Annotated in this window: 21 protein-coding genes; 11 read left to right on the top strand and 10 right to left on the bottom strand. The window is 55.2% G+C overall.

Annotated features, from left to right (window positions below; genetic code table 11):
• Positions 1–6: 6 nt before the first annotated feature.
• From NHM04_RS09100 to ftsY, 5 genes are all read right to left on the bottom strand, one after another.
• Entirely contained in the window at positions 7–381 is a 375-nt protein-coding gene (locus NHM04_RS09100) for a DUF423 domain-containing protein (RefSeq protein ID WP_254263482.1), read from the bottom strand.
• Positions 382–457: 76 nt separating this feature from the next.
• Positions 458–1,318 carry an RNA polymerase sigma factor RpoH gene (gene rpoH, locus NHM04_RS09095; RefSeq protein WP_254263481.1) on the bottom strand — a complete coding sequence of 287 codons (861 nt, stop codon included), beginning with the start codon at positions 1,316–1,318 and terminating at the stop codon, positions 458–460.
• A 156-nt stretch (positions 1,319–1,474) separates the two neighbouring features.
• The gene (gene ftsX / locus NHM04_RS09090; protein ID WP_254263480.1) at positions 1,475–2,461 is read right to left on the bottom strand and encodes a permease-like cell division protein FtsX; all 987 of its coding nucleotides are present in this window, start codon (positions 2,459–2,461) and stop codon (positions 1,475–1,477) included.
• Positions 2,458–3,123 (bottom strand): cell division ATP-binding protein FtsE, encoded by a 666-nt coding sequence (gene ftsE / locus NHM04_RS09085; RefSeq protein ID WP_254263479.1) that lies wholly within the window; start codon positions 3,121–3,123, stop codon positions 2,458–2,460. Before ftsE ends, ftsX begins: the two co-directional genes overlap by 4 nt.
• Positions 3,120–4,301: a signal recognition particle-docking protein FtsY gene (gene ftsY, locus NHM04_RS09080; RefSeq protein ID WP_254263478.1), complete on the bottom strand. Its 1,182-nt coding sequence runs from the start codon at positions 4,299–4,301 to the stop codon at positions 3,120–3,122. Before ftsY ends, ftsE begins: the two co-directional genes overlap by 4 nt.
• Positions 4,302–4,377: 76 nt before the next feature.
• Between ftsY and rsmD the strand changes: the two genes are divergently transcribed.
• Both rsmD and coaD read left to right on the top strand, forming a co-directional pair.
• Positions 4,378–4,974, top strand: coding sequence for a 16S rRNA (guanine(966)-N(2))-methyltransferase RsmD (gene rsmD / locus NHM04_RS09075; protein WP_254263477.1), 597 nt, complete (start codon positions 4,378–4,380; stop codon positions 4,972–4,974).
• A gap of 37 nt (positions 4,975–5,011) precedes the next feature.
• The gene (gene coaD, locus NHM04_RS09070; protein WP_254263476.1) at positions 5,012–5,488 is read left to right on the top strand and encodes a pantetheine-phosphate adenylyltransferase; all 477 of its coding nucleotides are present in this window, start codon (positions 5,012–5,014) and stop codon (positions 5,486–5,488) included.
• On the opposite strand, the gene NHM04_RS09065 is transcribed toward coaD, so the two are convergent.
• Entirely contained in the window at positions 5,481–6,305 is an 825-nt protein-coding gene (locus NHM04_RS09065) for a hypothetical protein (protein WP_254263475.1), read from the bottom strand. The genes coaD and NHM04_RS09065 overlap by 8 nt on opposite strands.
• Positions 6,306–6,501: 196 nt before the next feature.
• On the opposite strand from NHM04_RS09065, the gene NHM04_RS09060 reads away from it, so the two are divergent.
• Complete coding sequence (locus NHM04_RS09060) at positions 6,502–7,647, top strand: AGE family epimerase/isomerase (RefSeq protein ID WP_254263474.1); 1,146 nt, start codon at positions 6,502–6,504, stop codon at positions 7,645–7,647.
• Positions 7,648–8,164: 517 nt separating this feature from the next.
• Here NHM04_RS09060 and NHM04_RS09055 read toward each other — a convergent pair.
• Positions 8,165–9,166, bottom strand: coding sequence for a LacI family DNA-binding transcriptional regulator (locus NHM04_RS09055; protein ID WP_254263473.1), 1,002 nt, complete (start codon positions 9,164–9,166; stop codon positions 8,165–8,167).
• A 293-nt stretch (positions 9,167–9,459) separates the two neighbouring features.
• On the opposite strand from NHM04_RS09055, the gene NHM04_RS09050 reads away from it, so the two are divergent.
• The 5 genes from NHM04_RS09050 (at position 9,460) to NHM04_RS09030 (ending at position 16,428) form a co-directional block, all read left to right on the top strand.
• The gene (locus tag NHM04_RS09050) at positions 9,460–11,319 is read left to right on the top strand and encodes a sodium:solute symporter family protein (protein WP_254263472.1); all 1,860 of its coding nucleotides are present in this window, start codon (positions 9,460–9,462) and stop codon (positions 11,317–11,319) included.
• A gap of 113 nt (positions 11,320–11,432) precedes the next feature.
• Complete coding sequence (gene mgp130, locus NHM04_RS09045; RefSeq protein WP_254263471.1) at positions 11,433–12,614, top strand: 4-O-beta-d-mannosyl-d-glucose phosphorylase Mgp130; 1,182 nt, start codon at positions 11,433–11,435, stop codon at positions 12,612–12,614.
• The gene (locus tag NHM04_RS09040) at positions 12,611–13,831 is read left to right on the top strand and encodes an AGE family epimerase/isomerase (RefSeq protein WP_254263470.1); all 1,221 of its coding nucleotides are present in this window, start codon (positions 12,611–12,613) and stop codon (positions 13,829–13,831) included. The genes mgp130 and NHM04_RS09040 overlap by 4 nt, the downstream gene beginning before the upstream one ends.
• A 36-nt stretch (positions 13,832–13,867) precedes the next feature.
• On the top strand, positions 13,868–15,190 hold the full coding sequence (locus tag NHM04_RS09035; protein ID WP_254263469.1) for a cellulase family glycosylhydrolase: 1,323 nt from the start codon (positions 13,868–13,870) through the stop codon (positions 15,188–15,190).
• 11 nt (positions 15,191–15,201) lie between these two features.
• The gene (locus NHM04_RS09030; protein ID WP_254263468.1) at positions 15,202–16,428 is read left to right on the top strand and encodes a glycoside hydrolase family 27 protein; all 1,227 of its coding nucleotides are present in this window, start codon (positions 15,202–15,204) and stop codon (positions 16,426–16,428) included.
• Positions 16,429–16,657: 229 nt separating this feature from the next.
• On the opposite strand, the gene NHM04_RS09025 is transcribed toward NHM04_RS09030, so the two are convergent.
• The 3 genes from NHM04_RS09025 to epmB all read right to left on the bottom strand — a co-directional run bounded on the left by NHM04_RS09025 (position 16,658) and on the right by epmB (position 21,896).
• Positions 16,658–18,739, bottom strand: coding sequence for an EAL domain-containing protein (locus NHM04_RS09025; protein ID WP_254263467.1), 2,082 nt, complete (start codon positions 18,737–18,739; stop codon positions 16,658–16,660).
• A 236-nt stretch (positions 18,740–18,975) separates the two neighbouring features.
• On the bottom strand, positions 18,976–20,781 hold the full coding sequence (locus tag NHM04_RS09020) for a hypothetical protein (protein ID WP_254263466.1): 1,806 nt from the start codon (positions 20,779–20,781) through the stop codon (positions 18,976–18,978).
• Between the two features lie 92 nt (positions 20,782–20,873).
• Positions 20,874–21,896 carry an EF-P beta-lysylation protein EpmB gene (gene epmB, locus NHM04_RS09015; RefSeq protein ID WP_254263465.1) on the bottom strand — a complete coding sequence of 341 codons (1,023 nt, stop codon included), beginning with the start codon at positions 21,894–21,896 and terminating at the stop codon, positions 20,874–20,876.
• A gap of 39 nt (positions 21,897–21,935) precedes the next feature.
• Here epmB and efp point away from each other — a divergent pair, with 39 nt between their 5' ends.
• The 3 genes from efp to ppc all read left to right on the top strand — a co-directional run bounded on the left by efp (position 21,936) and on the right by ppc (position 26,404).
• Positions 21,936–22,505: an elongation factor P gene (gene efp / locus NHM04_RS09010; protein WP_254263464.1), complete on the top strand. Its 570-nt coding sequence runs from the start codon at positions 21,936–21,938 to the stop codon at positions 22,503–22,505.
• A 5-nt stretch (positions 22,506–22,510) separates the two neighbouring features.
• Positions 22,511–23,464, top strand: a complete 954-nt coding sequence (epmA, locus tag NHM04_RS09005; RefSeq protein ID WP_254263463.1) for an EF-P lysine aminoacylase EpmA — start codon at positions 22,511–22,513, stop codon at positions 23,462–23,464.
• Positions 23,465–23,788: 324 nt separating this feature from the next.
• Positions 23,789–26,404 carry a phosphoenolpyruvate carboxylase gene (ppc, locus tag NHM04_RS09000; RefSeq protein WP_254263462.1) on the top strand — a complete coding sequence of 872 codons (2,616 nt, stop codon included), beginning with the start codon at positions 23,789–23,791 and terminating at the stop codon, positions 26,402–26,404.
• The last annotated feature ends 208 nt before the right edge of the window (positions 26,405–26,612 follow it).

Raw genomic sequence — 26,612 nt, 5'->3', positions numbered from 1 at the left:
GGATGGCTACTTGATAAATTTTAAGGAGGCGATTAACAGGCAGAGCCAGCCGAGTAAAAAGCAGACTCCGCCGATAGGTGTAATAGGTCCGAACAGACGGATACCGCTGAGCGCCAAGCCGTACAGACTGCCGCTAAACAGCACACTGCCGGCAATAAACAGCCAGCCGCTGGCATTGAGCCAGCCGGATGGGTGCGCTTTAACGAGCAGCGCAACCGCCAGCAGTGCCAGGGCATGGTACATCTGATACTGAGTGGCGGTTTCAAAGGCGGCCAGCAGATTGGGCGCCAATTTGCCTTTCAGCCCGTGGGCGGCAAAGGCCCCCAAGGCGACGGCGAAAAAACCCGAGAGGGCAGCGATAGCTAAAAATAACTGCGACATAGTTCTGGCTTATGTAAGTCACTGACACAAAAAAGCCGCGCGATGCGCGGCCTTTAGACCTTTAATGCGGGAGCTGTTAAGCGGCTTCCAGCATCATGGTTTTCACTTTTTTCATGGCGTTCTTTTCCAGCTGGCGAATCCGCTCTGCTGACACGCCATATTCGGCGGCCAAATCGTGCAGTGTGGCTTTGCTATCGCTGAGCCAGCGGCGCTGCAAAATGGTACGGCTGCGATCATCGAGCTGTGACATAGCCGCTTCCAGGCCATTAACGCTGTTTTCTTCCCAGTCGGCCGCTTCAAGCTGGGCGGCCGGATCCTGGCGTTTGTCTTCCAGGTAGTGGGCCGGGGCCACATAGTTGCTGTCGTCATCGTCGCCCTCGGGGGCGTCAAAGGCAGCATCGTAGGAAGACAGGCGGCTTTCCATTTCGCGCACATGCTTAACCTCAACGTTGAGGTCTGCGGCAACGGCTTTGGCCTCATCGTTGGTCAGCCAAGCCAAGCGCTTTTTGGCACCGCGCAGGTTGAAGAACAATTTGCGCTGGGCTTTGGTGGTCGCCACTTTAACAATACGCCAGTTCTTCAGAATATATTCGTGAATTTCGGCTTTAATCCAGTGCACCGCAAAAGACACCAAGCGCACACCTTTTTCGGGATTAAAGCGCTTAACGGCTTTCATCAGGCCAACATTGCCTTCTTGCACCAGATCGCCCAGCGGCAAACCGTAGCCGTTGTAGGAGCGGGCGATGTGAACGACAAAGCGCAGGTGTGCCATCACCAGTTTGCGGGCGGCATCCAGGTTGTCGTTGTAGTAAAGGTCTTCAGCGAGTGACTGCTCTTCCTCGACAGTAAGTACGGAAAAGCTGCTGACAGCCTGCACGTAGGCGTTGAGGTTGCCGCCTGGCGCGAGGTTCCCCAATGGCTGTAGGCTTGTGCCCATAGTGTGTCTACTCCTAAGTGGTACCTTGATTACCCCCTAACACGTTTTAGGGGCCGGTTAGTCTAGCACTACTGATTAGAGACTTCCAATAACCTAAAGTTCATTTAAAAGCTATATAAAACAGGGTCTTAACCCTTATTTACAGCATATACAAGGTTATTGCGGTTCGATCGCGGCCAAGTGTCTGCCCACCGCCAGCCAGGCGCCCGCTAAACCTACCAGGCCTGCCAGCAGAACCAGTTGGGCACTGGTAATAAAATCCAAGCCTTCCAGCTGGAAATCACTGTGATACAGGCTCGCCAACTGGGACACAGGAGGTGACAGCCAGTGTAGGCCGCACGCCAGTAACAGCAAAGCGATTAGGCCGCCACCCAATCCGTACCATAAGCCAGTGTACAAGAATGGACGGCGCACATAGGCGTTGGTTCCGCCCACCAGTTTTACCACCAAAATTTCCGCGCGTCGGCTTTCAATAGCCAGGCGAATGGTGTTGCCGATAACTAGCAGCAGGCCTAACACCAATAGCAGAGCGAGAAAAAATATGACGCGGCTGGCCAGCAGTAAGAGCTGTTCCAGGCGCTGCACCCACACCATATCCAGGCGGGCATCGTCAGTTAAAGGATGAGTCTGTAAGTCTGCCAGCAGTGTTTCCAGTGCTGGGCCCTGGCTCGCGCTGGTGGCTGGCTGCACCAGCAGCACCGGTGGCAGAGGGTTTTGTTCTAAGTCGTCCAGCACATCGCCGAGCCCTGAATGCTGGCGAAACTCTGCCATGGCTTGCGCTGGACTGATGTAGGTGAGTTCGGCGATGTCCTGTCGCTGACCGAGTTGCTGTCGCCATTCGGTCAGCGCCTGGTCACTGGCGTCGCGGCGTAGAAAGACCGAAATCTGGCTGGAGTCCTGCCATTGATACCCCAGTGCCTGAATGTTCTCCAGCGCAACGTACAAGGTGGCTGGTAGTGCGGTGGCGACGGCGATAACCAGCCAGGTCATAAAACTCTGCAACGGGCTGCGCAGCAGTCGCACCAAGCTTTCTATGGCGCAGGTGCTGTGGTGGGCTTGCCAAGCGCTGAGCTTGTCTTGCCAGAGGGTTTTGCTATGCACCGCACCCTGGGGGCGGATGGTGTTTTTCTGGCGCGCTTTCACGATTGGCTCCCGGCGACAACCCGGCCGTGGGCCAGGCTGAGCACACGCTTGTTCATACGGCCAATCAGGTCGATATCGTGGGTGGCGATAACCAGTGTGGTGCCCAGCTCATTAAACTGGCGAAACAGGGTCATGATCTCGGCGGACAGCTCCGGGTCCAGATTACCGGTGGGCTCATCGGCCAGCACCAACGCGGGTTTATTAACCACCGCGCGGGCGATGCCCACGCGCTGCTGTTCACCGCCTGAGAGGGTGATCGGGTTTTGTCTTTCTTTGTGCAGCAAGCCGACTTTATCCAGCGCGGCGCGCACTCGGCGGCCTATATCGCCTGATTGAAAGCCTGCCACTTGCAAAGGCAGGGCGACATTGTCGAATACGCTGCGGTCGAACAGCAGTTGGTGATTTTGAAATACCACCCCGATATCGCGGCGAAAGTGGGCGATACCGGCGCCGCGAATGCGGCTGGTTTGGCGCCCGCCCACCAATACCTGACCATTGCTGGGTCTTTCCATCAGCATGATCAGCTTCATTAGCGTACTTTTGCCAGCGCCCGAGTGACCGGTCAGAAAAACCATCTCGCCACGGCCGATATGGAAATCGACCCGGCTTAAGGCCTCTTGCCCGGTATCGTAGCGTTTGCTGACGTTTTCAAAGCGAATCACTGGTTAAACAGCGCCTCGACAAAAGGTTCTGCGCTGAATGGTTGTAAGTCGTCAATGCCTTCGCCTACGCCAATAAAGCGCACTGGCAGGTTAAACTGCTTAGTCAGGGCAAAAATAACCCCGCCCTTGGCGGTGCCGTCGAGCTTGGTCAGTGCCAGGCCTGAGACCTGGGCCGATTCAATAAAATGCTTGGCCTGACTGACGGCGTTCTGGCCAGTGCCGGCGTCCAGCACCAACAGTGTTTCGTGGGGGGCACTGTCGTCCAGCTTGCCCATCACTCGGCGCACCTTAGATAACTCTTCCATTAAGTGATCTTTGTTGTGCAGTCGCCCGGCGGTATCGGCAATCAAAACATCAATGCTGCGCGCTTTGGCCGCTTGTACCGCATCGTATATCACCGAGGCGCTGTCGGCGCCGGTGTGCTGCGCGATTACGGGTATGCTGTTGCGCTCGCCCCACACTTGTAGTTGTTCCACCGCGGCGGCGCGGAAGGTGTCCCCCGCTGCCAGCATTACCGACTTGCCCTCGTTTTGTAGGCGTTTGGCGAGCTTGCCGATGGTAGTGGTTTTGCCCACACCATTAACGCCTACCACCAAAATCACATAGGGTGTGCGGCTGGTGTCGATTACCAGTGGCGCTTCGGCCGGCCGCAGCAAGTCCCGCAAAGAGGCTTTCAGGGCGGTAAAAAGTGCGTCGGGATCGGCCAGTTGTTTGCGCGCGACCCGGTCAGTCAAATCCTCGATGATTTGTTCGGTCGCTTCCATGCCCACATCGGCCACCAACAGCTGAGACTCAATATCTTCCATCAGCTCATCGTCAATCTCTTTTTTACCTAAAAAGAGATTGCCAATGCCCTCGGAGAAATTGTTGCTGGTGCGCGACAGGCCGCGCTTAATGCGGCTGAAAAAGCCCTCTTTTTTAGCCGGAGCTTCGGGCTCTGGGGCGGGTTCACTGACGTTGTGCAGTGCACCTGCGGCAGAATCGGCCGTGGACGACAGAGACTCAGTTGCCGGCTTGCCGGGCTGTTCAGCCAATGCCTCGGCCTCAAGCTTTACCTCGGGGGCGGTCTCGGGCTCGCTTGAGGGTTTCGCCTCGGCGGTATTTTCAGGGGGTTGCGGCTCGCTCGGGGCGGCTTTGTCCTGAGTGTCGGTGTTTTTTCTAAAGCGCTTAAAGAACATGGCGGGAGTGCTAACCCTTATCGCTGATCAACAAAGGCGCTATCCTACCACTTCTCAGGACGGTGGAGAGAAACTGGTGGCCAATTCCCGCAATAGAGCGCAAAAAACACAAACTCAAACCCTGCGGATTATTGGCGGTCGCCATCGCGGCCGTAAACTGCCCTTTGCCTCGGTGGACGGCCTGCGCCCGACCGGTGACCGTATTCGCGAGACCTTATTTAACTGGTTGGCCCCTCATTTACCGGGGGCTCGCTGTCTGGATTTGTTTGCCGGCTCCGGCGCTTTGGGGTTGGAGGCGCTGTCGCGCGGCGCTGCAGAGGTGCTGATGTGCGAGCGCGATTCACAGGCGGCAGCCTGTATTGCCGATAGCCTCAATACCCTGCAGGAGTCCCCAGGTCATTTGTATCGCGGCGACAGCCTGACGTTGCTGGCGACGGCCGCGCATGAGCCCTATGAGGTGGTGTTTCTTGATCCGCCTTTTGCCGCCGATTTATGGCAGGCATGTATCGATCGCTTACAGCCCTGGCTTGCCGACGAGGCTATGGTCTATATTGAGTCGGGCATTGACACTCGGTATCAGGTACCCGAGCACTGGCACCTGCATCGCGACAAACGTGCCGGCAAGGTGCGCTATTGTCTCTACCGAGTGGAAACCCCAGAGCGAATTTTGTAGTATCCGCCCCCACAAACCGTCAGCAGAGAATAAAATTATGCGCAAGGTCGTGTATCCAGGCACGTTCGACCCCATCACTAATGGCCACAAGGATCTGGTGGAGCGCGCTTGCCGGCTCTTTGATCACGTCATCGTCGCTGTGGCGGCCAGTACTCGCAAGCAACCGCTGTTTGATCTCGAGGCTCGGGTTGATCTGGTGCAGCAAACCCTGTCGCATCTGGATAATGTCGAGGTGTGCGGGTTTGATAATCTGCTGGTGGAATTTGTTCATGACCGCGGTGCGCACGGTGTGTTGCGAGGCCTGCGGGCCGTATCTGATTTTGAATATGAGTTTCAGTTGGCTAACATGAACCGCGCGCTCGATCCGCGCATGGAAAGCTTATTTCTGACCCCCGCCGAGCATCTCTCTTATATATCCTCTTCCATTGTGCGAGAGATCGCTGCCCTCGGAGGCGATGTGAGTAAGTTTGTCACGCCCGAAGTGGAGTTGGCGCTAAAGTCTAAGTTTACCTAGTCAACGACAGGCGATGGTAATCGACGTAGTCGTCTACCTGGTCACCGTAATAGTCGTTAAATAGCTCCTGCAGGCTGCCGTCGCGTTTGGCTTTTTGTAAGCCATAAGTAAGGCGCTCGGCCAGCGCGACTTCATCGGGGCTTAATTGCAAATACACCGGTAGCGGATATTCCAGTAGCAGGTCATCGACAATTGCTAGTTGTGCGCTGTAGCCGGATGCTTCTAGGGCGGCTTCGGCCTCTAGCATCCCCAGGGGCAGGTAATCGTAGCGGCCGTGCAGTAGCATGGCAAAAAGCTGCTTAGTGTCGCTGCCAGTGGTGTAGGGCAGTTGGCTCTGGGCAAAGATTTGCGTATCAATCCAGTCAAAACCGAGGCCTGCGGAAAACTGTGCCAGGGCCTGGGGCGAGCGCAGCCCGCGAAATTCCGGCAGTCGCTCGCGTTTTACGATCAACAGGCGTTTGCCCAGGGTGCCGCGCAGTAAAGGTACAGGGACTAGCAGTAGCGGCGGACTCTCGCCGCCTTTTAAGTAGGTTTGTGCGGGGGCGGAAATGGTGTTGATGGTTTCGCCCGCCAGCAAGCTGCGCAGGGTTCGCGTACGGCTGTAGCTGGTTGTGTCTATTTCAAACCAGTAGTCGCCGTAGCGATCGTGACTTTTCTCCAGTGCGAGCTTTACCACCGCTGTCTCATGGGCAATACGTTTTCCGGTCATGGTGCCGGTAGAAAACACTAAGTGGTCGACGGGTTGCTGGGCGCACACAAGGGGCGGCAGTACAGAAGCGCTAAGGGCAATAAGCCAGATGAGGAGTGAGTGTCGCATAGTGGCTGTTGGCACTGGCAAAGTTGCCCGTTGTTTTGTCATTTGAATCCGGTAAAGTTTACCCTATAGCGTATGGGGCCGCGATAACAATGGAATTAGTAAGGTTGGGGCCCGCTGAGTAAGAACGCCTTGAAACCGGTTACATTCTGCGGCATTATCGCGCCGGCCGAATCTCAGTAAATTAAGGGAAGATCCCATGAGCAATTCTTTATCCAGCCAAACACAGCGCCTGGCGGCCTGGTTCGTCGACGACGCCCTGCCGATGTGGCGCGAGCGCAGCGTCGACCCCGCCGCCGGTAACAGCTGCGAGCGCCTGTTGGCCTCGGGCGAAGTGGATGGGCAGGCGAATATTCGGGTGCGGGTGCAGGCTCGCCAATCGTTCTTTTTTACCGCCGCGCAAGCGTTGGGTTGGTGCGCCGACGGCGCCGCAGTGGGTAAGAGAATGCTCGAGTTTGTCGAAAACAATGCTGCGCACCCAAGTGCGGCAGCGGGGTTTACCCATCTTTTGAATCCGGCGCTTGAGGTCATTGACTCCCGTCAGGACCTTTACGATCACGCCTTCTTTTTGCTCGCTTACGCTTGGCAGTTCAGGGTGCGCGGCGATCAAACCGCGCTGGACAAAGCCGCGCGCCTAGTGGCGCACTTTGATGCGGCATTTGCCGGTGAAAACGGCGGCTGGATTGAAGGCGACTACGATTATAAGTGGCGCCGGCAAAACCCCCATATGCATTTGTTTGAGGCGTTTATGGCACTGTTTGAGGCCAGTGGCGACAGGCAGTGGCTGGCGCGCGCAGAGCAGATGTATAACCTGTTTCAAAAGTATTTTTTCTGCCCCGAGCGCGGTGTGCTGTTTGAATTTTTTTGCGACGATTGGAGTCTCGCCCCCGGCGACGACGGACAGGTTGTCGAGCCCGGCCATATGATGGAGTGGGTGTGGTTGCTGGATTGGTATTCACGCCTGAGCGGTGAAGATGTTAGTCAGTACCTAACGGTACTGTACAACCGCGGGCTTGAGTTAGGTTTAAAACCAGATTCTGGGTTGCTGTTCGACTCGGTTACCCCCGAAGGCAAAGTGCTGCAGCACACCAAACGCTGCTGGGGGTTAACAGAGCTAATCAAGGCGTCGCTGGTGATGGCAGGGCGGGGCGATGCGCAAGCTGAGCAGCGTGCCGCCGATTCTGTCGCCCGGTTGTTCGACTATTACCTGTGCGGTTCAACGCCCGGCAGTTATATTGATCAGCGCGGTGAGCACGATGAGGTGGTTGCCGATGTTGCGCCCGCCAGTACGCTTTATCATTTGCTGGTGTTGATGCAGGAATTGCTTCGGTATCAGGGGAAATAAGTCTGACGTCGGAGGTCTGATGTCAATGGCACTTAATTAATCTTGCCTTCCTCACAAATGCGGGAATTAATAGGTTTAAATGTATTTTTAAGCAAAGCTGAACATGTGGAACCGATTGGGGTTTTCGCCCGATTACGACTGAGCCGAGCGGAGGCCGATTTTAGGGGGTGAGCGCTCTGGATGAGCGCGAAAGGTCTAAGCGCACAGGGATGTGCGGTTTAGACCGACCGCTAAAATTGGCCGGAGGGAGGGGACCCCGAAGGGGTCAGTTGTTGGGCGAGGTTTTTGGTTACTTTTTGCCGCAAAAAGTAACTCGCAACGCCCGGCGACACGGGCTTATTGCAAGAGAATGAATATTCCAGCATTTTCCGGGCCGCAGCTCCTCTAGCCTAGGCTACCTTCCAAACTGCGCAATGTGCCTTGCGGAAATGACGTACAAGATTTTCCCTTAAGTAAGTGCCATTCAGGTCTGATGTCAGACGCTTAAGGCGTTGAGCGTCAGACGTCTGACATTTATTCAGTCTCGCTTAGCTGGCACCGTCGTGCTCTTGCGAATCACAAATTCCGCCGGCAATACATTCTCTTCCTGGGCCAACTCCTGGCCCTCAATTAACCGCAGCAGCATATCCATGGCCAGCTTGCCCATTTCTTCGGCGGGCTGGGTGACGGTGGTTAGGCTTGGGTCGCTGTAGCGGGCGTAGCTGATATCATCAAAGCCGGTAACAGAAATATCTTCTGGCACCTTTAATCCTTGGCTTTTAAACGTTTGAATTGCGCCGATGGCCATTTCATCGTTCATGCAAAATACGGCGGTAGGGCGCTCGGCCATACTGCAAAACTGCTTGGCGCTGTTAAGGCCCGACCAGGTAGTGAAATCACCCTCGGCAATTAAGGTTTTGTCGAATTCAATGTTGGCGGCTTCCAGCGCTTCTTTGTAGCCTTCAAGGCGGTCAATGGTGTGAGGGTTGGTGCTAAGGCCGGATATAACGCCAATGCGTTTGTGCCCAAGGGATATTAAATACTCAACCACTGAGCGCGCCGCACCACGGTTATCGATACGCACCCGCGGGCCGGTGGTAGATTCGCAGCCACACACATTCACAAATGAGACATCGCTGGGAATTTGGCTCTGCTTGCCGGGCTCGTCGGGGCGAAGCTGTATCACACCGTCAGCAAGGCGGGTCTCTACCCGGCGGATGTACTCTTTTTCTCTTTCCGGCAGGCCGCGAGTATCACCCAGCAAAACCGCATAGCCTTTTTGTTGCGCGCGATCTTCAATGGAGCGAATTACCTCGGAGAAAAACGGGTTGGTAATGTCCGGTACCAATACCACTACGGCGTAGCTTTTCGCGGAGCGAAAGCTGCGCGCCAGCATGTTGGGCCGGTAGCCGACCTTTTCGATGGCGCTGTGAACTTTGCTCAGGCTGGTTTGCGACACTTTTTCGGGGTCGCTCAGAGCGCGTGACACTGTGGCGACGGATACACCTGCCTCGCGGGCTACATCTCGGATATTGGACACTCGCTTTGCCTTTTGCTGTTTTATGCGAAAGGGGGATACTAGCACAGCCCCAGGGCGCCGATAAGTAGTGTAAAGTGCTGGATATCTGAGGTGTAATCGGTTACATTGCGCCGCGTTAGTATAGATAGAGCGATGAGATTGCCCTCGGGGAATTCCCAGCGGGCGTTGCTTCTGGCATTATTCTGCCTAGGGGCGCGACTGATACCGGTTGCAGTAGGGCTTGTTTACCATGCCCCACAGACCCCGGGCACTCGAATCCAGCTCGAGTTCGTATAATAACGTTGGACTACAGCATGCAATTAGCTTTTATCGACGTGGCGGTCATCGTCGGCTACATCCTGGCCACAATCGTAATCGGTTTCTGGATTTCCGCCAAAGCCAGCAAAAATATCCGCAGCTACTTTCTCGGTGGCAACAAGCTCAAGTGGTATACCCTCGGTCTATCAAATGCCTCGGGGATGTTCGACATCTCGGGCACCATGTGGATGGTGTATCTGCTGTTCGTTTACGGGCTTACTAGCGTGTACATCCCCTGGCTGTGGCCAGTGTTTAACCAGATATTCATGATGGTGTTTCTGTCTGTGTGGTTGCGTCGCTCTGGCGTGCTTACTGGCGCAGAGTGGATTACCTTCCGTTTTGGCGATGGCCTGGGCGCGCGCCTGTCCCATCTTATCGTGGTGCTGTTCGCACTGGTTAATGTGGTGGGATTTTTGGCCTACGGCTTTATCGGCATCGGTAAATTCGCCTCGGTCTTTTTGCCTTGGGAGCTATCGCCCGACCCAACCACTAACGATATCTACTACGGCTTGATTATTACGGCGTTAACCACGGTGTATGTGGTGAAAGGCGGTATGTTCAGCGTGGTGTTCACCGAAGTGCTGCAGTTTTTTATTATGACCTTTGCCTGTGTGGCAGTGGGTATTATCGCTATGAATCAGGTCTCGCCCGATATGCTGGCGGCGGTGGTGCCGGACAATTGGGCGAGCATTGGGTTTGGCTGGAATCTGGATATGGACTGGTCGGATATTCTGCAGTCCGCGAACGAAAAAATAGTTGCCGATGGCTACGAGCCCTTCACCATCTTTTTTATGCTGATGCTGACCTCCGGCATCCTTAAAAGCCTGATGGGCCCGCCGCCTAACTATGATATGCAGCGTGTTCTATCGGCCCGCAGCCCCACCGAAGCCGCAAAAATGAGTGGCTTTGTGAATGTGGTGTTGTTGTTCCCGCGCTATATGCTGATTGCCGGTTTGACCATTCTGGCGCTGGTTTACTTTATGGATGACTTGCGTGCCATGGGGCCGGATGTGGACTTCGAGCAAATCTTGCCGTTCGCTATGCGCGAATTCGTACCGCCCGGTTTGTTAGGTTTGCTGATCGCCGGCTTGCTGGCGGCGTTTATGTCTACTTTTGCTGCGACCACCAACGCCGCACCGGCCTATGTGGTTAATGATATTTACAAGCGCTATTTCAAGCCCGAAGGCGACGACAAAAACTATGTGATTGCCAGCTACATAGTGTCTGTACTGTTTGTGGTTTTGGGCGTATTGATCGGTCTGTTTGTGCCGTCACTGAACTCCATCATTATGTGGATTGTGAGTGCTTTCTACGGCGCCTATACCGCTTCTAATGTACTCAAGTGGTTCTGGTGGCGCTTTAATGGTGTGGGCTACTTCTGCGGTATGGCCGCCGGGGTGGTGATCTTGCTGATTATCCAGGTGTTGCAGTGGATGCTGGACGTCACCTTTATGCAGGTATACGCCTTCCCGTTTATTTTCGGCGGCTGCTTGATTGCCTGTGTGATCGGCTCTTTGCTTTCCAAGCCCGACGACATGGAAGTGCTGAAAGTCTTCTATATTAAGGTTCGGCCCTGGGGCTTCTGGGGCCCGGTTTACGAAGCCGCCAAACTGGAGCATCCAGAGTTGGAGCGCAACCGTCACTGCGCGCGCGACTGGGGCAACATCCTGGTGGGCATCGTCTGGCAAACCTCTATGACCGCTTCAGCTATCTTTATGGTTATCCAGCACTGGCAAGAGTTCGTTATCTCACTGTTGGTGGTGGTTGCCAGTAGTGTGTATTTGTGGAAATTCTGGTGGTGTACCTTGGAAGATCACCCAAAGGACACCCCAGCGCAATACCTGCCCCGCGCTTAGCGCCGGGCAAGCCCCTTCTTGGGGCTTTTTATACCGTAATCTGTAACCGGTTTCTAAATGCGCCACCGGCGACAGTTAAACGACTGAACAATAGAACTTGCAGGACAACATGTATGAGTGATTTTAAAACACGCGCCAAACAACTATTACAAAACCACGAGGCGCTTATCGCCCGCCCTAACCGCGAAGTGACACCGGGCAATGGTATTTACTCGCGTTGGGAGAACCCCATTCTCACCGCCGAACACGCTCCCATTACCTGGCGCTACGATTTAAACGAGGCCACTAACCCCTATCTGATGGAGCGTCAGGGCGTTAATGCCGCGTTTAATTCCGGCGCGCTCTACTGGAACGGCAAGTACATTCTTGCGGTGCGTGTTGAAGGCAATGACCGTAAAAGCTTTTTCGCTATCGCTGAAAGCCCTAACGGTGTCGACAACTTCAAGTTTTGGGATTACCCCATCACTCTCCCGGAAACCGATCGTCCGGACACCAATGTGTACGATATGCGCTTAACCCAGCACGAAGACGGCTATATTTACGGCCTGTTCTGCACCGAGCGCAAAGACGAAACTCAACCCCATGACCTGTCAGCCGCCGAAGCTCAGTGTGGTATTGCCCGTACTAAAGACCTGGTCAACTGGGAGCGCCTGCCCGATTTAATTACCTACTCGGGCCAGCAGCGCAATGTGGTACTGCACCCCGAGTTTGTGGATGGCAAGTACGCTCTTTACACCCGCCCGCAGGACGGCTTTATCAGTGTTGGTTCCGGCGGCGGCATCGGCTGGGGTTTGAGCGAGTCCATGGAAAATGCCGAAATTAAAGATGAAGTTATCGTCGACGGCAAGGAATACCACACCATTAAAGAGGTGAAAAACGGTCAGGGTCCTGCGCCCATCAAAACTGATAAAGGCTGGCTGCACCTGGCTCACGGTGTGCGCAACACCGCCGCCGGTCTGCGCTATGTGTTGTATGTGTTTATGACCGACCTGGAAAAACCTTGGGTGGTTACGCATCGCCCCGGTGGTCACTTTATCGCCCCGCAAGGCAGCGAACGTGTGGGTGATGTATCCAACGTGGCTTTTGCCAATGGCTGGATCGTGAATGAAAACAACGAGGTGTTTGTTTACTACGCCTCGTCCGACACCCGCATGCATGTGGCTACCTCCACTGTCGATAAGCTAGTGGATTACTGCATCAATACTCCCGAGGACGGACTGCGTTCCGCCGCTTCGGTGCAAACGCGCAATGCGCTGATCAAAAGCAACCTGGATATTTTGGATTCGCTGAAATGAGTCAGGCGGCTATTCAACAAAACCTACTAAGCAAAACACAAATGGCAGACGAGTGTCGCGCCGAATTGGCGCGCACGGGTCGCTGGTGGTTGGATTATTCGCTGGATCACGAAAACGGCGGTTTTTACGGCCAAGTTTGCGACGACAACAAGCCCGATCCCGCTGCGGAAAAAGGCATTGTGTTAAACACGCGCATACTCTGGTTCTTTAGCGAAGCGGCGCGCTTTAGTAATAATGCCGATTATCGTCAGGCGGCCGAGCGCGCCTATCACTACCTGCGCGATTACTTTTTTGACACGGAGTTTGGCGGTTATTACTGGTCATTGAATGCAGACGGCTCGGTTGCCAATGACAAAAAGCAGGTTTACGCCCAGGCGTTTGGCGTTTATGCCCTGGTGGCCTACTACCAGTTAACCGGCGAACAACAAGCGCTGGATGATGCTTTGGCCTGCTTTGAGTTGATTGAGTGCCATTGTATTGATCGCGAGCAAGAGGGCTACTTTGAAGCCTATACCCGCGAGTGGGGCAAGATGGACGATGTGCGCCTGAGCGAAAAGGATCTTAACTTTCCCAAGACAATGAACACCCATTTGCATGTGCTGGAGGCCTACACCTCGTTGTACCAGGTATGCAAAGAAGAGCGCATTGAAAAAGCACTGGCGTACAACATCGATTTGTTTGACCGCTATATGATCGATCGCGGCAACTATCACCTGCGTATGTTTATGCAAGACGATTGGCAGGACTGCTCCACCGAGCTGACCTACGGCCATGACATCGAGTGTGCCTGGCTGCTGTATAAAGCCCTGCAATCACTGGGCGATCAAACGCGTACCGATAAGCTGGTGCCGGATATTATTAAGCTTTCGCACACCTGCCGACGCGAGGCGCTGGGCGAGTTGGGCGAAGTGCTGGACAGTATGGAAAAGGCCACAGGCAAAGTGCACAGCCAGCGCGTTTGGTGGGTGCAGGCCGAAGCCTTGGTAGGCTTTTTGGTCGCCTGGAAACTCAGCGACGAGCCGGTTCTGTTTGAGACTGCCGCCAATGTTTGGAGTTTTATTAAAGAATACCAAATGGATACCGAACGCGGTGAGTGGCGCTGGCATTGTCGGTTGGATGAGCCCGATGGTGCGCGCGATTACAAAGCCGGTTTCTGGAAAGGCCCTTATCACAATGGCCGCGCCATGATTGAGGTGGCAAAGCTGTTGGCCGAATAAAGCTAAACGATTCAACTAAAAAAGTAGAGAATTCTCATGATAAAAATGCCCGCTTTTCTTTTCGCGTTGGTGTGCCTGTTGGCCGCCTGCGCCGGTCCGCAAACGAATGCCCCGGCGGATGACTTTGTCCGTGTTCAGGGCACCCAATTTATGTTAGACGACGAGCCCTATCGCTACGTTGGCACCAACATGTGGTATGGCGCCTACCTGGGTGCGCCCGGCGAGCTGGGTGACCGCGAGCGTTTGATTAAAGAGTTGGACTTGCTGCACGCCAAAGGCATCAACAACTTGCGTGTACTCGCCGCCTCGGAAGACAGCGAATTAATGCGCGCGGTACGTCCAGCGATTGTGGAAAATAAAGAGGGTGAGTTAAATCAGGCTCTGCTGCAAGGCATGGACTTCCTACTGGCAGAAATGGCCAAGCGCGATATGAAAGCCGTGTTGTACCTGAACAATTTCTGGCAGTGGTCGGGCGGTATGTCGCAGTATGTTGCCTGGTTTACCGGCGAGCCTGTATTCGATCCAGATGTGACCGGTAAGTGGAACCCGTTTATGCAAAACTCGGCACGCTTTTACCGCATGCCCGAGGCCCAGGCGCTGTACCGCGATGTCATTAAAGCCGTGGTGACCCGCACCAACACTATTACCGGTGTTGCCTACAGTCAAGACCCCACCATTATGTCATGGCAGCTGGCCAACGAGCCGCGCCCCGGCAGCGATGCCGACGGTCGTCCGTTTTATCCGCAGTTTGAAAAGTGGATTGACGAAACTGCCGGCTATATTAAATCCCTCGCGCCGCAACAGTTGGTAAGCACGGGTAACGAAGGCGCCATGGGCACTTTGCAGGATGCCGAGCTATTCGAAAAATCCCACGCCAGTGGCAATGTCGACTACCTGACTTTTCACATGTGGATTAAAAACTGGAGCTGGTTCGACGTAAAAGACGCCGAAGCTTCTTACCCCGGTGCCTGGGAAACCGCGCAAGAATACATGCAGCAACATATGGCGATTGCCGAGCGTTTAAACAAACCTATTGTCTTGGAAGAGTTTGGAGTGGAGCGTGACAACGGCGTTTTTGCCCGCAATACCAGCACCGAGTACCGCGACCGTTTTTACGCTCAGGTGTTTGACTTTATTGAAACCAACGCCCGCGCTGGTGGCCCCTTTGCCGGTTCTAACTTCTGGGCCTGGGGCGGCTTTGGTGAAACCGACCGCGAAGATTATATGTGGCAGCCAGGGGACGATTTCTTTGGCGATCCACCGCAAGAGGCGCAGGGCTTAAATTCGGTTTTCTCCAACGACGAGTCGACTCTGCGCATTATTAAAGACCATGCCCAGGCACTACAAGCAATAGAATAAAGGACAGGATTATGCGAAAAACTCTCATTAAAACTGGCGTTCTGTGCAGCGCACTGCTGCTTAGCGTCAACGCCGCCGCCGAGAAAAAGTTTGAAGGTTTAGCCGATACCCCGCCCATGGGGTGGAACAGCTGGAATACTTTCGACTGTGATGTCGATGAAAACATGATTCGCGAAATGGCCGACGCCATGGTGGAGTCGGGCATGCGCGACGCCGGTTACGAGTACATCAATATTGATGACTGCTGGCACGGAGAGCGCGATGAGAATGGCGAAATTCAGGTAAGCGAAGAGCACTTTCCCTCGGGTATGAAAGCTCTGGCCGATTACGTGCACAGCAAAGGTTTAAAGCTGGGTATTTACTCCGACGCCGGTGATACCACCTGCGCTGGTCGTCCGGGGTCGCGCGGCCACGAATATCAAGATGCCCGCACCTATGCCGAGTGGGGCATCGACTATTTAAAATACGACTGGTGCGACACCGAGAACATTAACCCCATCGGCGCCTACACCACCATGCGCGATGCCTTGCACGAAGCAGGGCGGCCCATTTACTACAGCATTTGCGAATGGGGCGATAACCAGCCCTGGGAGTGGGCGCAGGATATCGGCCACAGCTGGCGGGCTACCGGCGACATCTACCCCTGCTGGGACTGCTCCTACAACTGGGGTAGCTGGAGCAGCTTGGGGGTCTTAAAAATTCTGGATATCCGCAAAGACTTGCGCTTGCGTCAGTACGCCGGCCCCGGCCATTGGAATGACTACGACATGATGGAAGTGGGCAATGGCATGACCGAGGCGGAAGACCGTTCGCACTTCTCGCTGTGGGCCATGCTTAACTCGCCATTGATTACCGGTAATGACTTGCGCAGCATGTCGGATACCACCCGCGAGATCTTAACCAATAAGGAAATCATCGCCCTGAATCAAGATCCCAAGGGTGTTGAGGCCATGCGCTACATTGATGCCGGCGACTTGAATGTGTTCCTCAAGCCACTGGCAAACGATGAGCTGGCATTGCTGTTCTTAAACCGTGGCGACGAGGTGCTCAAGTACACTCACGACTGGCAGTTTAATATCATTAAAGATGACCAGACTGGGTTGGAGATCAACTTTAATAGTAAGCGTTTCACCTGGAAGGACCTGTGGAAAGGCGGCAAGGGTAATACCGATAAGCCCCTGAGCTTGGAAATCCCACCTCACGATGTGGTGGTGTTGCGCTTAAAGCCTGCCAACTAAGCGGGCAGCGACAAGCACAAAAAAGGCGGCAAAATTGCCGCCTTTTTTTATGTTTGAATTTTACCTAACTGAGCTCTAGCCTAAACTGTTCTGCGTTCTGCGTTCTGCGTTCTGCGTTCTGCGTTCTGCGTTCTGCGTTCTGCGTTCTGCGTTCTGCGTTCTGCGTTCTGCGTTCTGCGTTCTGCGTTCTGCGTTCTGCGTTCTGCGTTCTGCGTTCTGCGTTCTGCGCCTACCCCTCCATATTAAAATCGTAGCTCATTGACTCGGTGGGTTCTTGCAGATAGTGCCCCTGAATATAGTGCACGCCCGCCTGCCATAGGGTGGACAGTACGCTGGCGTTCTCCACATAGGGCACAATGGTGACTTTCTCGAGCTCGTGTAATTCCTGCAGCAACTGGGTCAGTGCCTCGGGATTTTCACTTTTGCTCTGAATGTCCTGGGTGAAGGAACCATCTACTTTTATGATTTGCGCGTTTACATGCTTTAGAGCGTTAAATGGGTTTAAGCCGCAGCCAAAGCTGCTGATGGCCAGTGAAGTCCCCAGTTTTGTCAGGCCGTTATTAAGCGCCTTAGCGGCGTTTAAGTGATTGGTGACATCAATCTCTTGGGTTTGAAATACAACCGAGTCTGCAGGCAATTTGGCGGCTTTAAATGCTACCCCCAGCCAGGGCAGGAGGCTGTCATCGCAAAGAGAGTCGCGGTTGAGATTGACGATCAGCTTGGTCTTGCTGCCCTGCGAGCGATGCTCGGAAAGCATTTTGATTGATTCGAGAATTACCCAGCGGTCTACCTTGGTGCCCAGCCCCGCCTCAGAGGCCGATTCCAGAAAGCGATTGGGGGAGATCTCTTCACCATTTTGATTGGTCAGGCGCAGCAAAACTTCGTAGTACTCATCGTCCGAGCCGCGCAGGCTGATAATGGGTTGAAACATCAGCCGGAATAAATCGTTATCCAGTGCATGCTGAACTTCGGCGAGAATATTTTTCTCTTCCTTTTCCTCGGCACTGATCGGCGGTTCGTACAGTAGTGCTGAAGTATCCTCACTGTCGCGCGCTTTCTCCATGGCGTCTATGGCCTGTTCGATAACCGTTTCCGCGCTGACGGTGTTTTCGTTAATCAAAGACACCCCGATGCTGGCGCTAAGCTGCAGGGTTTTGCTATTGACCTCGACAATATGATCGGCCACCAGCTGGCAAATTTTCTCGGCCCGTGCCACGGCATCTTTAGCGGTGGTTTGAGCGCTTAGCAGGGTAAAGCTTGAATCGCCAAAGCGCGCCAGGGTTTCGCCCTCAGCGACCTGTGAGTTGAACAGATTTGCCAGGTCTGCCAGAGCCATATCGGCACCGGACACACCCAGCTTGCCTTGTACACTGTCGGCAAAGTCGTCAATCTCAATGTACAGCAAGGCGCGACTCTGGCCGTCGGCGATACTGTCGATCACTTTGTCGCTGTGGCTGATCATGTAGCTGCGGTTATACAGGCCTGTGACAACATCGCGCGACTTGACCGCCTCAATCTCCTGCGCCGAGGGGCCTTCTGTACGTGTGGCGCGAGCCAAAAACTGCATGCAGGGCTCTTCATCGTAGGTGGCGTGAGAGACCTCAAGCGCAATATCTGTGGTGCCGCCGTCGTTGCGCAGCCCTTTAAAATCAACCTTGGTGGATTCGGCATCTACCCCCTTGAGGGTAAAGTCTTTCAAAAACTCTTTCAGGCGCGCCTGATCCGAGTCGGCCACCATGTCCATAATGGGCATGCAGTCGATATCGTCTTTGTCGTCGTAACCGAATAGCTCGGCAAAAGATTCGTTGGCGTAGAGGTAAAGGCCGTCCTGCACATAGGCAATGGCATCGCGGGAGCTGTCCAGCAGCGACTGGGCACGACGCTCGGATTCGCGAAAGCGTCGCTCGGCAATGCGTTTGTCCTGGCGCTGTTGGCGGTTGGACATTTCGCGGCTGATGGCCAGCAGCAAGTGTTGGTCTTCGTCCAGGCGTATCACATCGCAGGCACCGATTTTCATGCCCTCTACAATCGGCAAGCTTCCCTCTTCATCGGTTTGCAATATTAGGGGCACGTCTTTGTTAAGGCGGCGAATGGTTTGAATGGCCTTGGCGGGCGCAACGTTTTGCGTGTGGTCGTGGGCGATGGCTAAATCCCAGGCCTGCTCCTCCAGCAATTTGACCAGAGATTCATCGCTGGTGACATGCTGAGCGCGGTTGGGGCGTCCAGCGTTATGCAGCATGCTAATTAGGCGTTCGGCCTCGGCCTGAGAGTCATTGAGGATCAGCAGGCGTATGGTGTCATTGGGATTCATAGAGAATAACTGCGCTCTTCGTTCTCATTGATGGCAAAGGCTGATAAGCCGGGCACAACACCTATCCGTTTGCCCACAAAGCAAAACCAATTATCGGTATTGTGTTGCAATATTTAGTCTAATCGGTCAGCGGAAACAACTATATTACCCGAATCCGAGCCCACGACAACCGCTTAGGAATCAATAATGATTAATGCGACACGGGTAAAAAGAATAATGCGACAGCGTCGATGTTTTTACTGTCGCCAGACAGCGGCAAAGTCGTCTGCTTTGGACCTAGACTTGTCTTGTTCTTCATCGTCAATATTGGCCGTGGCCAGTGCTTTGTAAGCAAACTGGCTGACTGTGCCTGTGGTGAACAGCCGTCGGGTCAGCTGTAAAGTGGTGAGTTTACCGCCCTGGTAGAGTTTTATTTTCTGCTGCTCATGAAAGCTTACCGCGTTGGTCAGCAAACTGGCCGGGCGATTAGCTAAACGTTGGGCGGGCAGGGCCAGTACCCGTAAATATTCTGCATCGTCGCCGGTTTTTTGTATGACCGCAGCGGCGGCCGGCTGTGCTTGCGGCGAGAGCAGTTGAATACCTATTTGACTGGAGCCACGTGCCTGCTGTACCCAGCGCACCGCCGCAATGGCCCATTTGTAGCGCCCTGGTTCGCGTATGCCTAGCAGCTCACCCGCTTTCAGTTGTAGCGGTATCTCCGTGTGCCATTCCAGGCAATAGCCGCCGGCGCTGACATCGACAATATCGACCGAGAATACTGGGTGTTCGCCGCGATAGCGCAGCCGCGAGCTACGACGAATGCTCTCGTCCACGTTGGTGGTGGCGGCGCCGGAGTTGCTCAGTGCCGGGCGGGCGACATCGAAGGCCTCGCCCCAGGGGTCACCCGCAGCCGCGTTAATGCGGTCTTTGAGTTTCAGGCTGCGTTTTTTGAAAATCCCTTCGTCGCTGTCCTCCAGTCCCATCTCCGATGGTTGGCGCACGAACATGCTGAAAGGTGTTTCATCGGCCACATAAAAGTGCAGATTAGACAGCCCCACGGTGACATCCAGTTTGCCCTCGCCCGCGTGCCGGTCGAAGGTGCGCTGGGCGGTGTGCTGCCAGGCATTAAGCATGTGGCTGGCCAGCGCCGAGTTGAGGCTAAGCTCGCGTAGCTTGTCGGGTGCGCTGACCATTGCTGCCAGCTCGTTGCACAGTTGCGACGTATTAATTTGGCGAATGGCGTCGCTCTCGTAAAGCCCCAGGCGATTGCGATAAACCGGCGGTCCCGCACCATCGAGCATGACGCTGTAAAGTCCGTCTGGAGACAGGCTCGATTCACTCTCGAGCCGGGCCTTGGGAGCGAGCGTCTCCAGCGCGCGGTAAACGTTATACAAATCGTTTTGCCGCAACTGGTTGGGCCGGCATGACGCCAGCAGGGTAATTCGCAAATAGGCCGCCTCGATGGTGGTGATATTGCGGTGATGAGGCAGGGGATCATCCAGCGTTAATTTGCTCAGCGACAGGGATTCGGCCAACTGGTAAAGCGTATTTACTTCACGCCAGGCCTGGCTCATCGCCGGGGCATAGAGTTGATAGCTACGCAGTAATAACTGCCCCAGGCTCGTCATTGCTCGATGGATTGCCAGGGCGCGCAGCTCATCGCTGGATTTACCGCTCATTAAATCGCGCAGGGCGCAGCAATAGGCGTTGCTTAAATGTTTTTGCAGCGCCTGGGCAACGGTAGCGGCTTTGCGGGCCGGTTCGGGCAGAATTATAGGCTGATTAAGAAAGGTTTTAGACAAGCCGAGTATGCTGCCCTGCACTGCCGGGCGCACGGCTTCAATGAGCTGCAAATGGTTTTCGCCGTCGGTTTTTAGTCGCGCCAGCTCGGGCACGGCGGAATACAACAGCGCGCTGACAAAACTGGTGCGCGTCAGCGGCAGAGCATCTACCCAGGCAGAGACACTTTTAGGCGTAGGGCTTTTGCAAAAGCTCAGCTGCTTTAGCTCGGGCTCTGGCAGGCGCAGCCGCGCCAGTAAATCCTGGGATGATGTAGTACTCATTAAACTCGCATGCCTGTGTTGCTGTAGTTGCAAATATAGCGGATTTAGCCGCCGCGTGTCGCTTACCTTTAATTACGCCACAGCCGATACAGTTAATGTTCTGGAGCTGGGTGCACCGGGGTCTTACAGGGTTGTCCCGCAATTTCCCGCACAAGTTTGGGCACCAGATACCCGGGTAAATGGTGCTGAAGGTTTTGGTGCAGCTCCAGCGCCCGATTTTCGCTCACATCAAAATGTCCCGCGCCGCGCACTTTATCCAATAAATGTAGGTAATAGGGCAGCACGCCGCTGGCGAATAATGCCTCACTCAGGTCTGTCAGTGCCTGCGCTGAATCGTTCACTCCGCGCAGCAGTACCGTTTGGTTCAGCAGGGTAACCCCGGCGCGTTTTAGCGTTGCAAGCGCATCGCTCACTTCGCCGTTGAGTTCGCGGGCGTGGTTGGCGTGAATGACCAGCGTGGTCTGTAGTCGCGCTCGGGTGATCGCCATTATGCACTCGTCGGTAATGCGCGCCGGGATCACAATGGGCAAACGTGAGTGCACCCGCAGGCGGCGCACATGGCCGATAGCGCTGATTTGGTCGGTCAGCCAGCTCAGGGTGGTGTCGGGCGCTCCCAGCGGGTCGCCACCGCTGTAGATTACCTCGGTAATGCTCGGGTCTGCTTTTATATAGTCGAACACCTGTTGCCAGTGGTCACGACTGGGGCGATTGTCGCTGTAAGGGAAGTGGCGCCGAAAGCAGTAGCGACAATTGATGGCGCAATTGCCCGTTACTACCAGCAGCACCCGGCCGTGGTATTTGTGAATCAGCCCGGGCAGCTGGTTGCTGTCGGCTTCGCCCAGCGGGTCGCTAGTGTAGCCGGGTTCGGCCAGTAGCTCTTCGCCCAGCGGCAGTACCTGACGCAGTAGTGGGTCATTAATGTTGCCGCGCTCCATGCGCGCCACGTAGCTGCGCGGTACCCGCAGCGCAAAATCCTGGCTGGCCAAACGCGCGGCTGGCAGCAGCTTGGGGTCCAGGTGCAGTTCGGAAAACAGCTCTTCGGGGGTGCGAATCAGGTTTTTCAGCGCCTCTTGCCAGGTTTCGGTCTGCCATGTGGCGGCGGTTCGATGTATCATTGGCGCCTTTCAAATTCAGTTAACGTCTAGAGAGGGGTTATGGCCACCTATTCTATCAATGATTTCCGCACCGGGTTGAAAGTAATGCTGGACGGTGATCCCTGTAACATCGTGGAAAACGAGCTGGTTAAGCCCGGTAAAGGTCAGGCCTTTAACCGCGTGAAGCTGCGCAACCTGACCACCGGTCGTGTATGGGAGCGTACTTTCCGCGGCAACGAATCGCTGGAAAGTGCCGATGTGGTCGATCGCGATATGGAGTACCTGTATAACGACGGCGAGTTCTGGCACTTTATGGATCCAGACACTTTCGACCAGTTTGCCGCCGACGCAAAAGCCGTGGCCGACGCTGCCAAGTGGCTGCGCGAGCAGGACAAATGCGTGGTAACCCTGTTTAATAACGCCCCGTTGGTAGTAACCCCGCCCAACCATGTTGAGCTGGAAGTGACCCAGACCGATCCCGGCCTGAAAGGCGATACCGCTCAGGGCGGCACTAAGCCCGCCACCTTAAGCACCGGCGCCGTAGTAAAAGTGCCGCTGTTTATGAATGAAGGCGATGTGGTGCGTGTAGACACTCGCACCGGCGAATACCTGGGTCGTGCCAACAGCTAAGCGCTGTGTCAGACACCTCGTATTTACCCTCCTGTTCGCCCGCGCTGCTCACAGCGCGGGCGAATTTATATCGCCAGATTCGCGAATTCTTTTACGCCCGCGATGTGCTTGAAGTGGATATGCCGCTGCTGGCGTCGCACTTTGTCACCGACCCTTTTATTCAGCCCATTGTCGCCGACGATGCCGGTCGCCAACGCTTTTTGCAAAGCTCGCCCGAATACGCCATGAAGCGGCTTTTGGCTGCATACCCGCGCTGTATCTATTCACTCAATAAAGTTTTTCGCGCCGGCGAAACCAGCCGTCGCCACAACCCCGAGTTCACCATGCTGGAGTGGTACCGTCTGGGGTTGGATGACCGACAGCTAATGGCCGAGGTCGCCGAGCTGGTGCAAAGCCTGCAGCCCGGCGTACCTGTGCATTACATGAGTTATCACCAGTGGTTTGCTAACAGCCTGGGGATAAACCCGCACACCTGTGAGCTGGCCGAGCTGCGCCTTGTGGGTAAAGCGCTGATTGAAATAGATGACACCGGCCTTACCCGCGATGACTGGCTGGATTTGCTGGTTACTCACAAGCTGGAGCCAGAGCTGCCGCCGGGCCTTACCTTTATTTACGATTATCCCGCCAGCCAGGCTGCGCTGGCGAAAATACTGCCAGACAAAAACGGCACTCAAGTGGCGCGGCGCTTTGAAGCCTTCTTTAATGGAATGGAGCTGGCGAATGGTTACTGGGAGCTAACCGATGCCACCGAGCAGCGGCACCGCTTTAGCGCAGACCAGAAACGCCGCCGCGACCTGGATTTGCCCGAAATGGCGGCCGACCCCAAGCTTTTAGCGGCGTTGGCGGCGGGCCTGCCAGAGTGCGCGGGCGTCGCCCTGGGAGTGGACCGCTTGCTCATGCAGATAACCGGCACTGTCGATATTGCTCACACCCTGGCCTTTGCCTCTGAGCGTGTGTGAATAACTTTTTGCAGTGGGCTCTGTGGGTTAATTGCAAAATGCTCACACGAGGTTGCGTGGCGCCGAAAAAGTATCCACTTTTGATGCATCTGTGAGCAAAAAGGAGGCGTATAACTCACTGTTTTTGTGCGCTTTTTACCCTGGTTGTGAATCACACAGTTTTGCTCAGGTCAGGCGTGGTCTGGGCTCGGGGCGGTTACGCAAAGCCCGTGCACAAACTTATCCACAGTGAGTGTGGATAATGAAATGGGGGTGAATAAGAGGCGCTGACACGCTTTTTAAAAATCCCTTAAAATGTCTTTTTTTGGCAACGGAGAAAAGTTGATGCAACAGTTACCCGAAACCCTGCGGGAAAACGTCCGCTTATTAGGGGAGTTACTGGGCGAGACCATTCGCGACCACGAGGGCGAAGAGCGTTTCAGCAGGATCGAACAGATCCGCCAGTTGGGCAAAAGTATCAATCAGAGCGAAGAGGATGACCCCTCGGCCCTGGTGGATATGCTGGGCGAACTTAACGATGAGGACATTCTGCCCATCGTGCGCGCCTTTAATCAGTTTCTTAATTTGGCCAATATGGCCGATCAAGAGTACGGCGCCAGCGCCGAGGCCGAGCCCGAAGATGGGCTAAAGGCCATGTTGCTCAACTTTAAAGACACCTATGGGCAGGACAAACTGGCCGAAGAGATTCGCAACCTGCGCATCGAGCTGGTGTTAACCGCGCACCCCACCGAGGTGACCCGCCGAACCCTTATTCGCAAGTACGACCAAATTGTAAATACTCTGTCGGATCAGCAGCGCGGCAACCTGCTCAGCTTTGAAAAAGACAAAGTGATCGGCCGGCTGCACCGCCTGGTGGAAGAAATGTGGTCCACCGACGAAATTCGCAGCGAGCGGCCCACCGCCGTGGACGAAGCCAAGTGGGGCTTTGCGGTGATTGAAAACAGCCTGTGGCAGGCGGTGCCGGACTTTATCCGCCACTTAGATCGCCTCTGCAGTCGCCACCTGGATTTAAAACTGCCGCTGGATTTGCACCCCTTCCACTTTTTCTCGTGGATGGGCGGCGACCGCGACGGCAACCCCAATGTCACCCATGCCGTTACCCGCGAGGTTCTATTGCTGGGCCGCTGGATGGCCGCGGAGCTTTACCTGCGCGATGTCGAAGGACTCTATGGCGATCTGAGCATGCACGCGGCCAGCGACGAGCTGCGCGAGCAGGTGGGCGACTCCGACACCCCTTATCGCGACTACCTGGCTGATTTCCGCAAGCGTATTCAGGCCACTCTCGACTGGGCCGAAGCCACCCTTAAGGGCGAAGAGCCTGCCAAGCCCGCCGGTTTGATCGAAAGCCGCGACGATTTGCTCGAGCCGTTAATGCTCTGCTACCGCTCGCTGCACGATGTAGGCCTGCCGCATATTGCCAATGGCCCGCTGCTGGATACCATCCGCCGGGTGCACAGCTTTGGCGTTAATCTGGTGCCGCTGGATGTACGCCAGGACGGCGAGCGCCACGTGGCCGTTATGGACGAGCTGACCCAGTATCTGGAAATGGGAAGCTACCTGGAGTGGGGCGAAGCCAAACGCCAGGAGTTTTTGCTGAAGCACCTGCAGGAAAAACGCCCGCTGCTGCCCGCCGATTGGCCCGTGAGCGACGAAGGCGCCGAGGTACTCAAAACCTGCCGCGTGATCGCCAGCGAACCGCCGGAAACTCTGTCCACCTATATTATCTCCATGGCGCAGCAGCCCTCGGATGTATTAGTCGTAGCGCTGCTGTTAAAAGAGTGCGGCATGAGCTGGAACATGCCCATCGTACCGCTGTTTGAAACCCTGGACGATCTGGATCGCTCCGCCGAGGTTATGGATCTGCTGTGGCAACTGCCTTGGTACCGCGAGTACACCAGCACCAAGCAAACCGTGATGATCGGCTACTCCGACTCGGCCAAAGACGCGGGCAAATTCGCCGCTACCTGGGCCCAGTACAAATCCCAAGAGCGCTTGGTTCAACTGGCCGATAAGCACGGTATCGATTTAATTTTGTTCCACGGCCGCGGCGGCACTGTGGGGCGCGGTGGCGGCCCGGTAGAAAAAGCCATGGCTTCGCAGCCGCCGGGTTCCGTAAAAGGCAAAATTCGCGTAACCGAACAGGGCGAGATGATTCGCTACAAGTTCGGCTTGCCCAAAGTGGCGTTCAGCAGCTTTTCGACCTACACCGTGGCCACCTTGCGCGCGACTCTCGAACCCCACGCCGCCCCGAGCGACGAGTGGCGCGACTTGATCGAGCGCATGGCCCAGGCCAGCCTTGAAGGCTACCGCCGTGTGGTGCGTGGCCACCCGCAGTTTGTGCCTTACTTCCGCTCGCTCACCCCCGAGCAAGAGCTGGGCCTGTTGGCACTGGGGTCGCGCCCGGCCAAGCGTAAAGCCACCGGTGGGGTCGAAAGCCTGCGCGCCATTCCCTGGGTATTCGCCTGGATGCAAGTGCGCTTAAACCTGCCCGCCTGGTTGGGTACCCGCCAAGCGCTGGAGTACGCGCTGGAAAATGCCCCCGGCACCTTGAACGACATGGTAGAGAACTGGCCGTTCTTCTCCGCGTTTTTAGATTTGCTGGAAATGGTGATCGGCAAGGCGGACACACCCATCGCCGCCTACTACGAAAAGCAACTGGTGCCCGAAGAGCTGCACCCACTGGGTCAGGAACTGCGCGCCGATTTGTCTGCGCTTGAAGTGCTGATTAACCGCATCAAAAAGCAAGACGAATTGTTCGAGTCCGATCCGGTACTGCGCCAGACGTTAAGCGTACGCAAACCCTACATCGACCCGCTCAACTTGCTGCAGGCGGAACTGCTTAAACGCTACCGCAGTGGCAAACCGTTTAGCGACGAGTTAGAGCGCGCGCTTAAAGTGACCATGGCCGGTATTTCTGCGGGGATGCGGAATACGGGTTAGTGGTTGGTTGACGGTTCACGGGTTATGGTGAACGGTTGATGGAAAGGAGGGGAGATGGCCTTTGGGTTGTCTCCTCTTTTTTTATTTGAGGTGTCTGATGCTGGACGTCTGAGGTCTGATGCTAAAGCGTTTGTTTGTGCTCTAGTGGTAAGCTTTTCGATTGTGTGCGCGGTTTGCTATAGGCGCTTGCTCGCTTTGCGGTTTTCAA

It is taken from the genome of Gilvimarinus sp. DA14, from assembly GCF_024204685.1.
Lineage (GTDB): Bacteria > Pseudomonadota > Gammaproteobacteria > Pseudomonadales > Cellvibrionaceae > Gilvimarinus.
The sequence above is the reverse complement of the archived record's forward strand: the minus strand, read 5'-3'. Positions and strand labels throughout refer to the sequence as shown.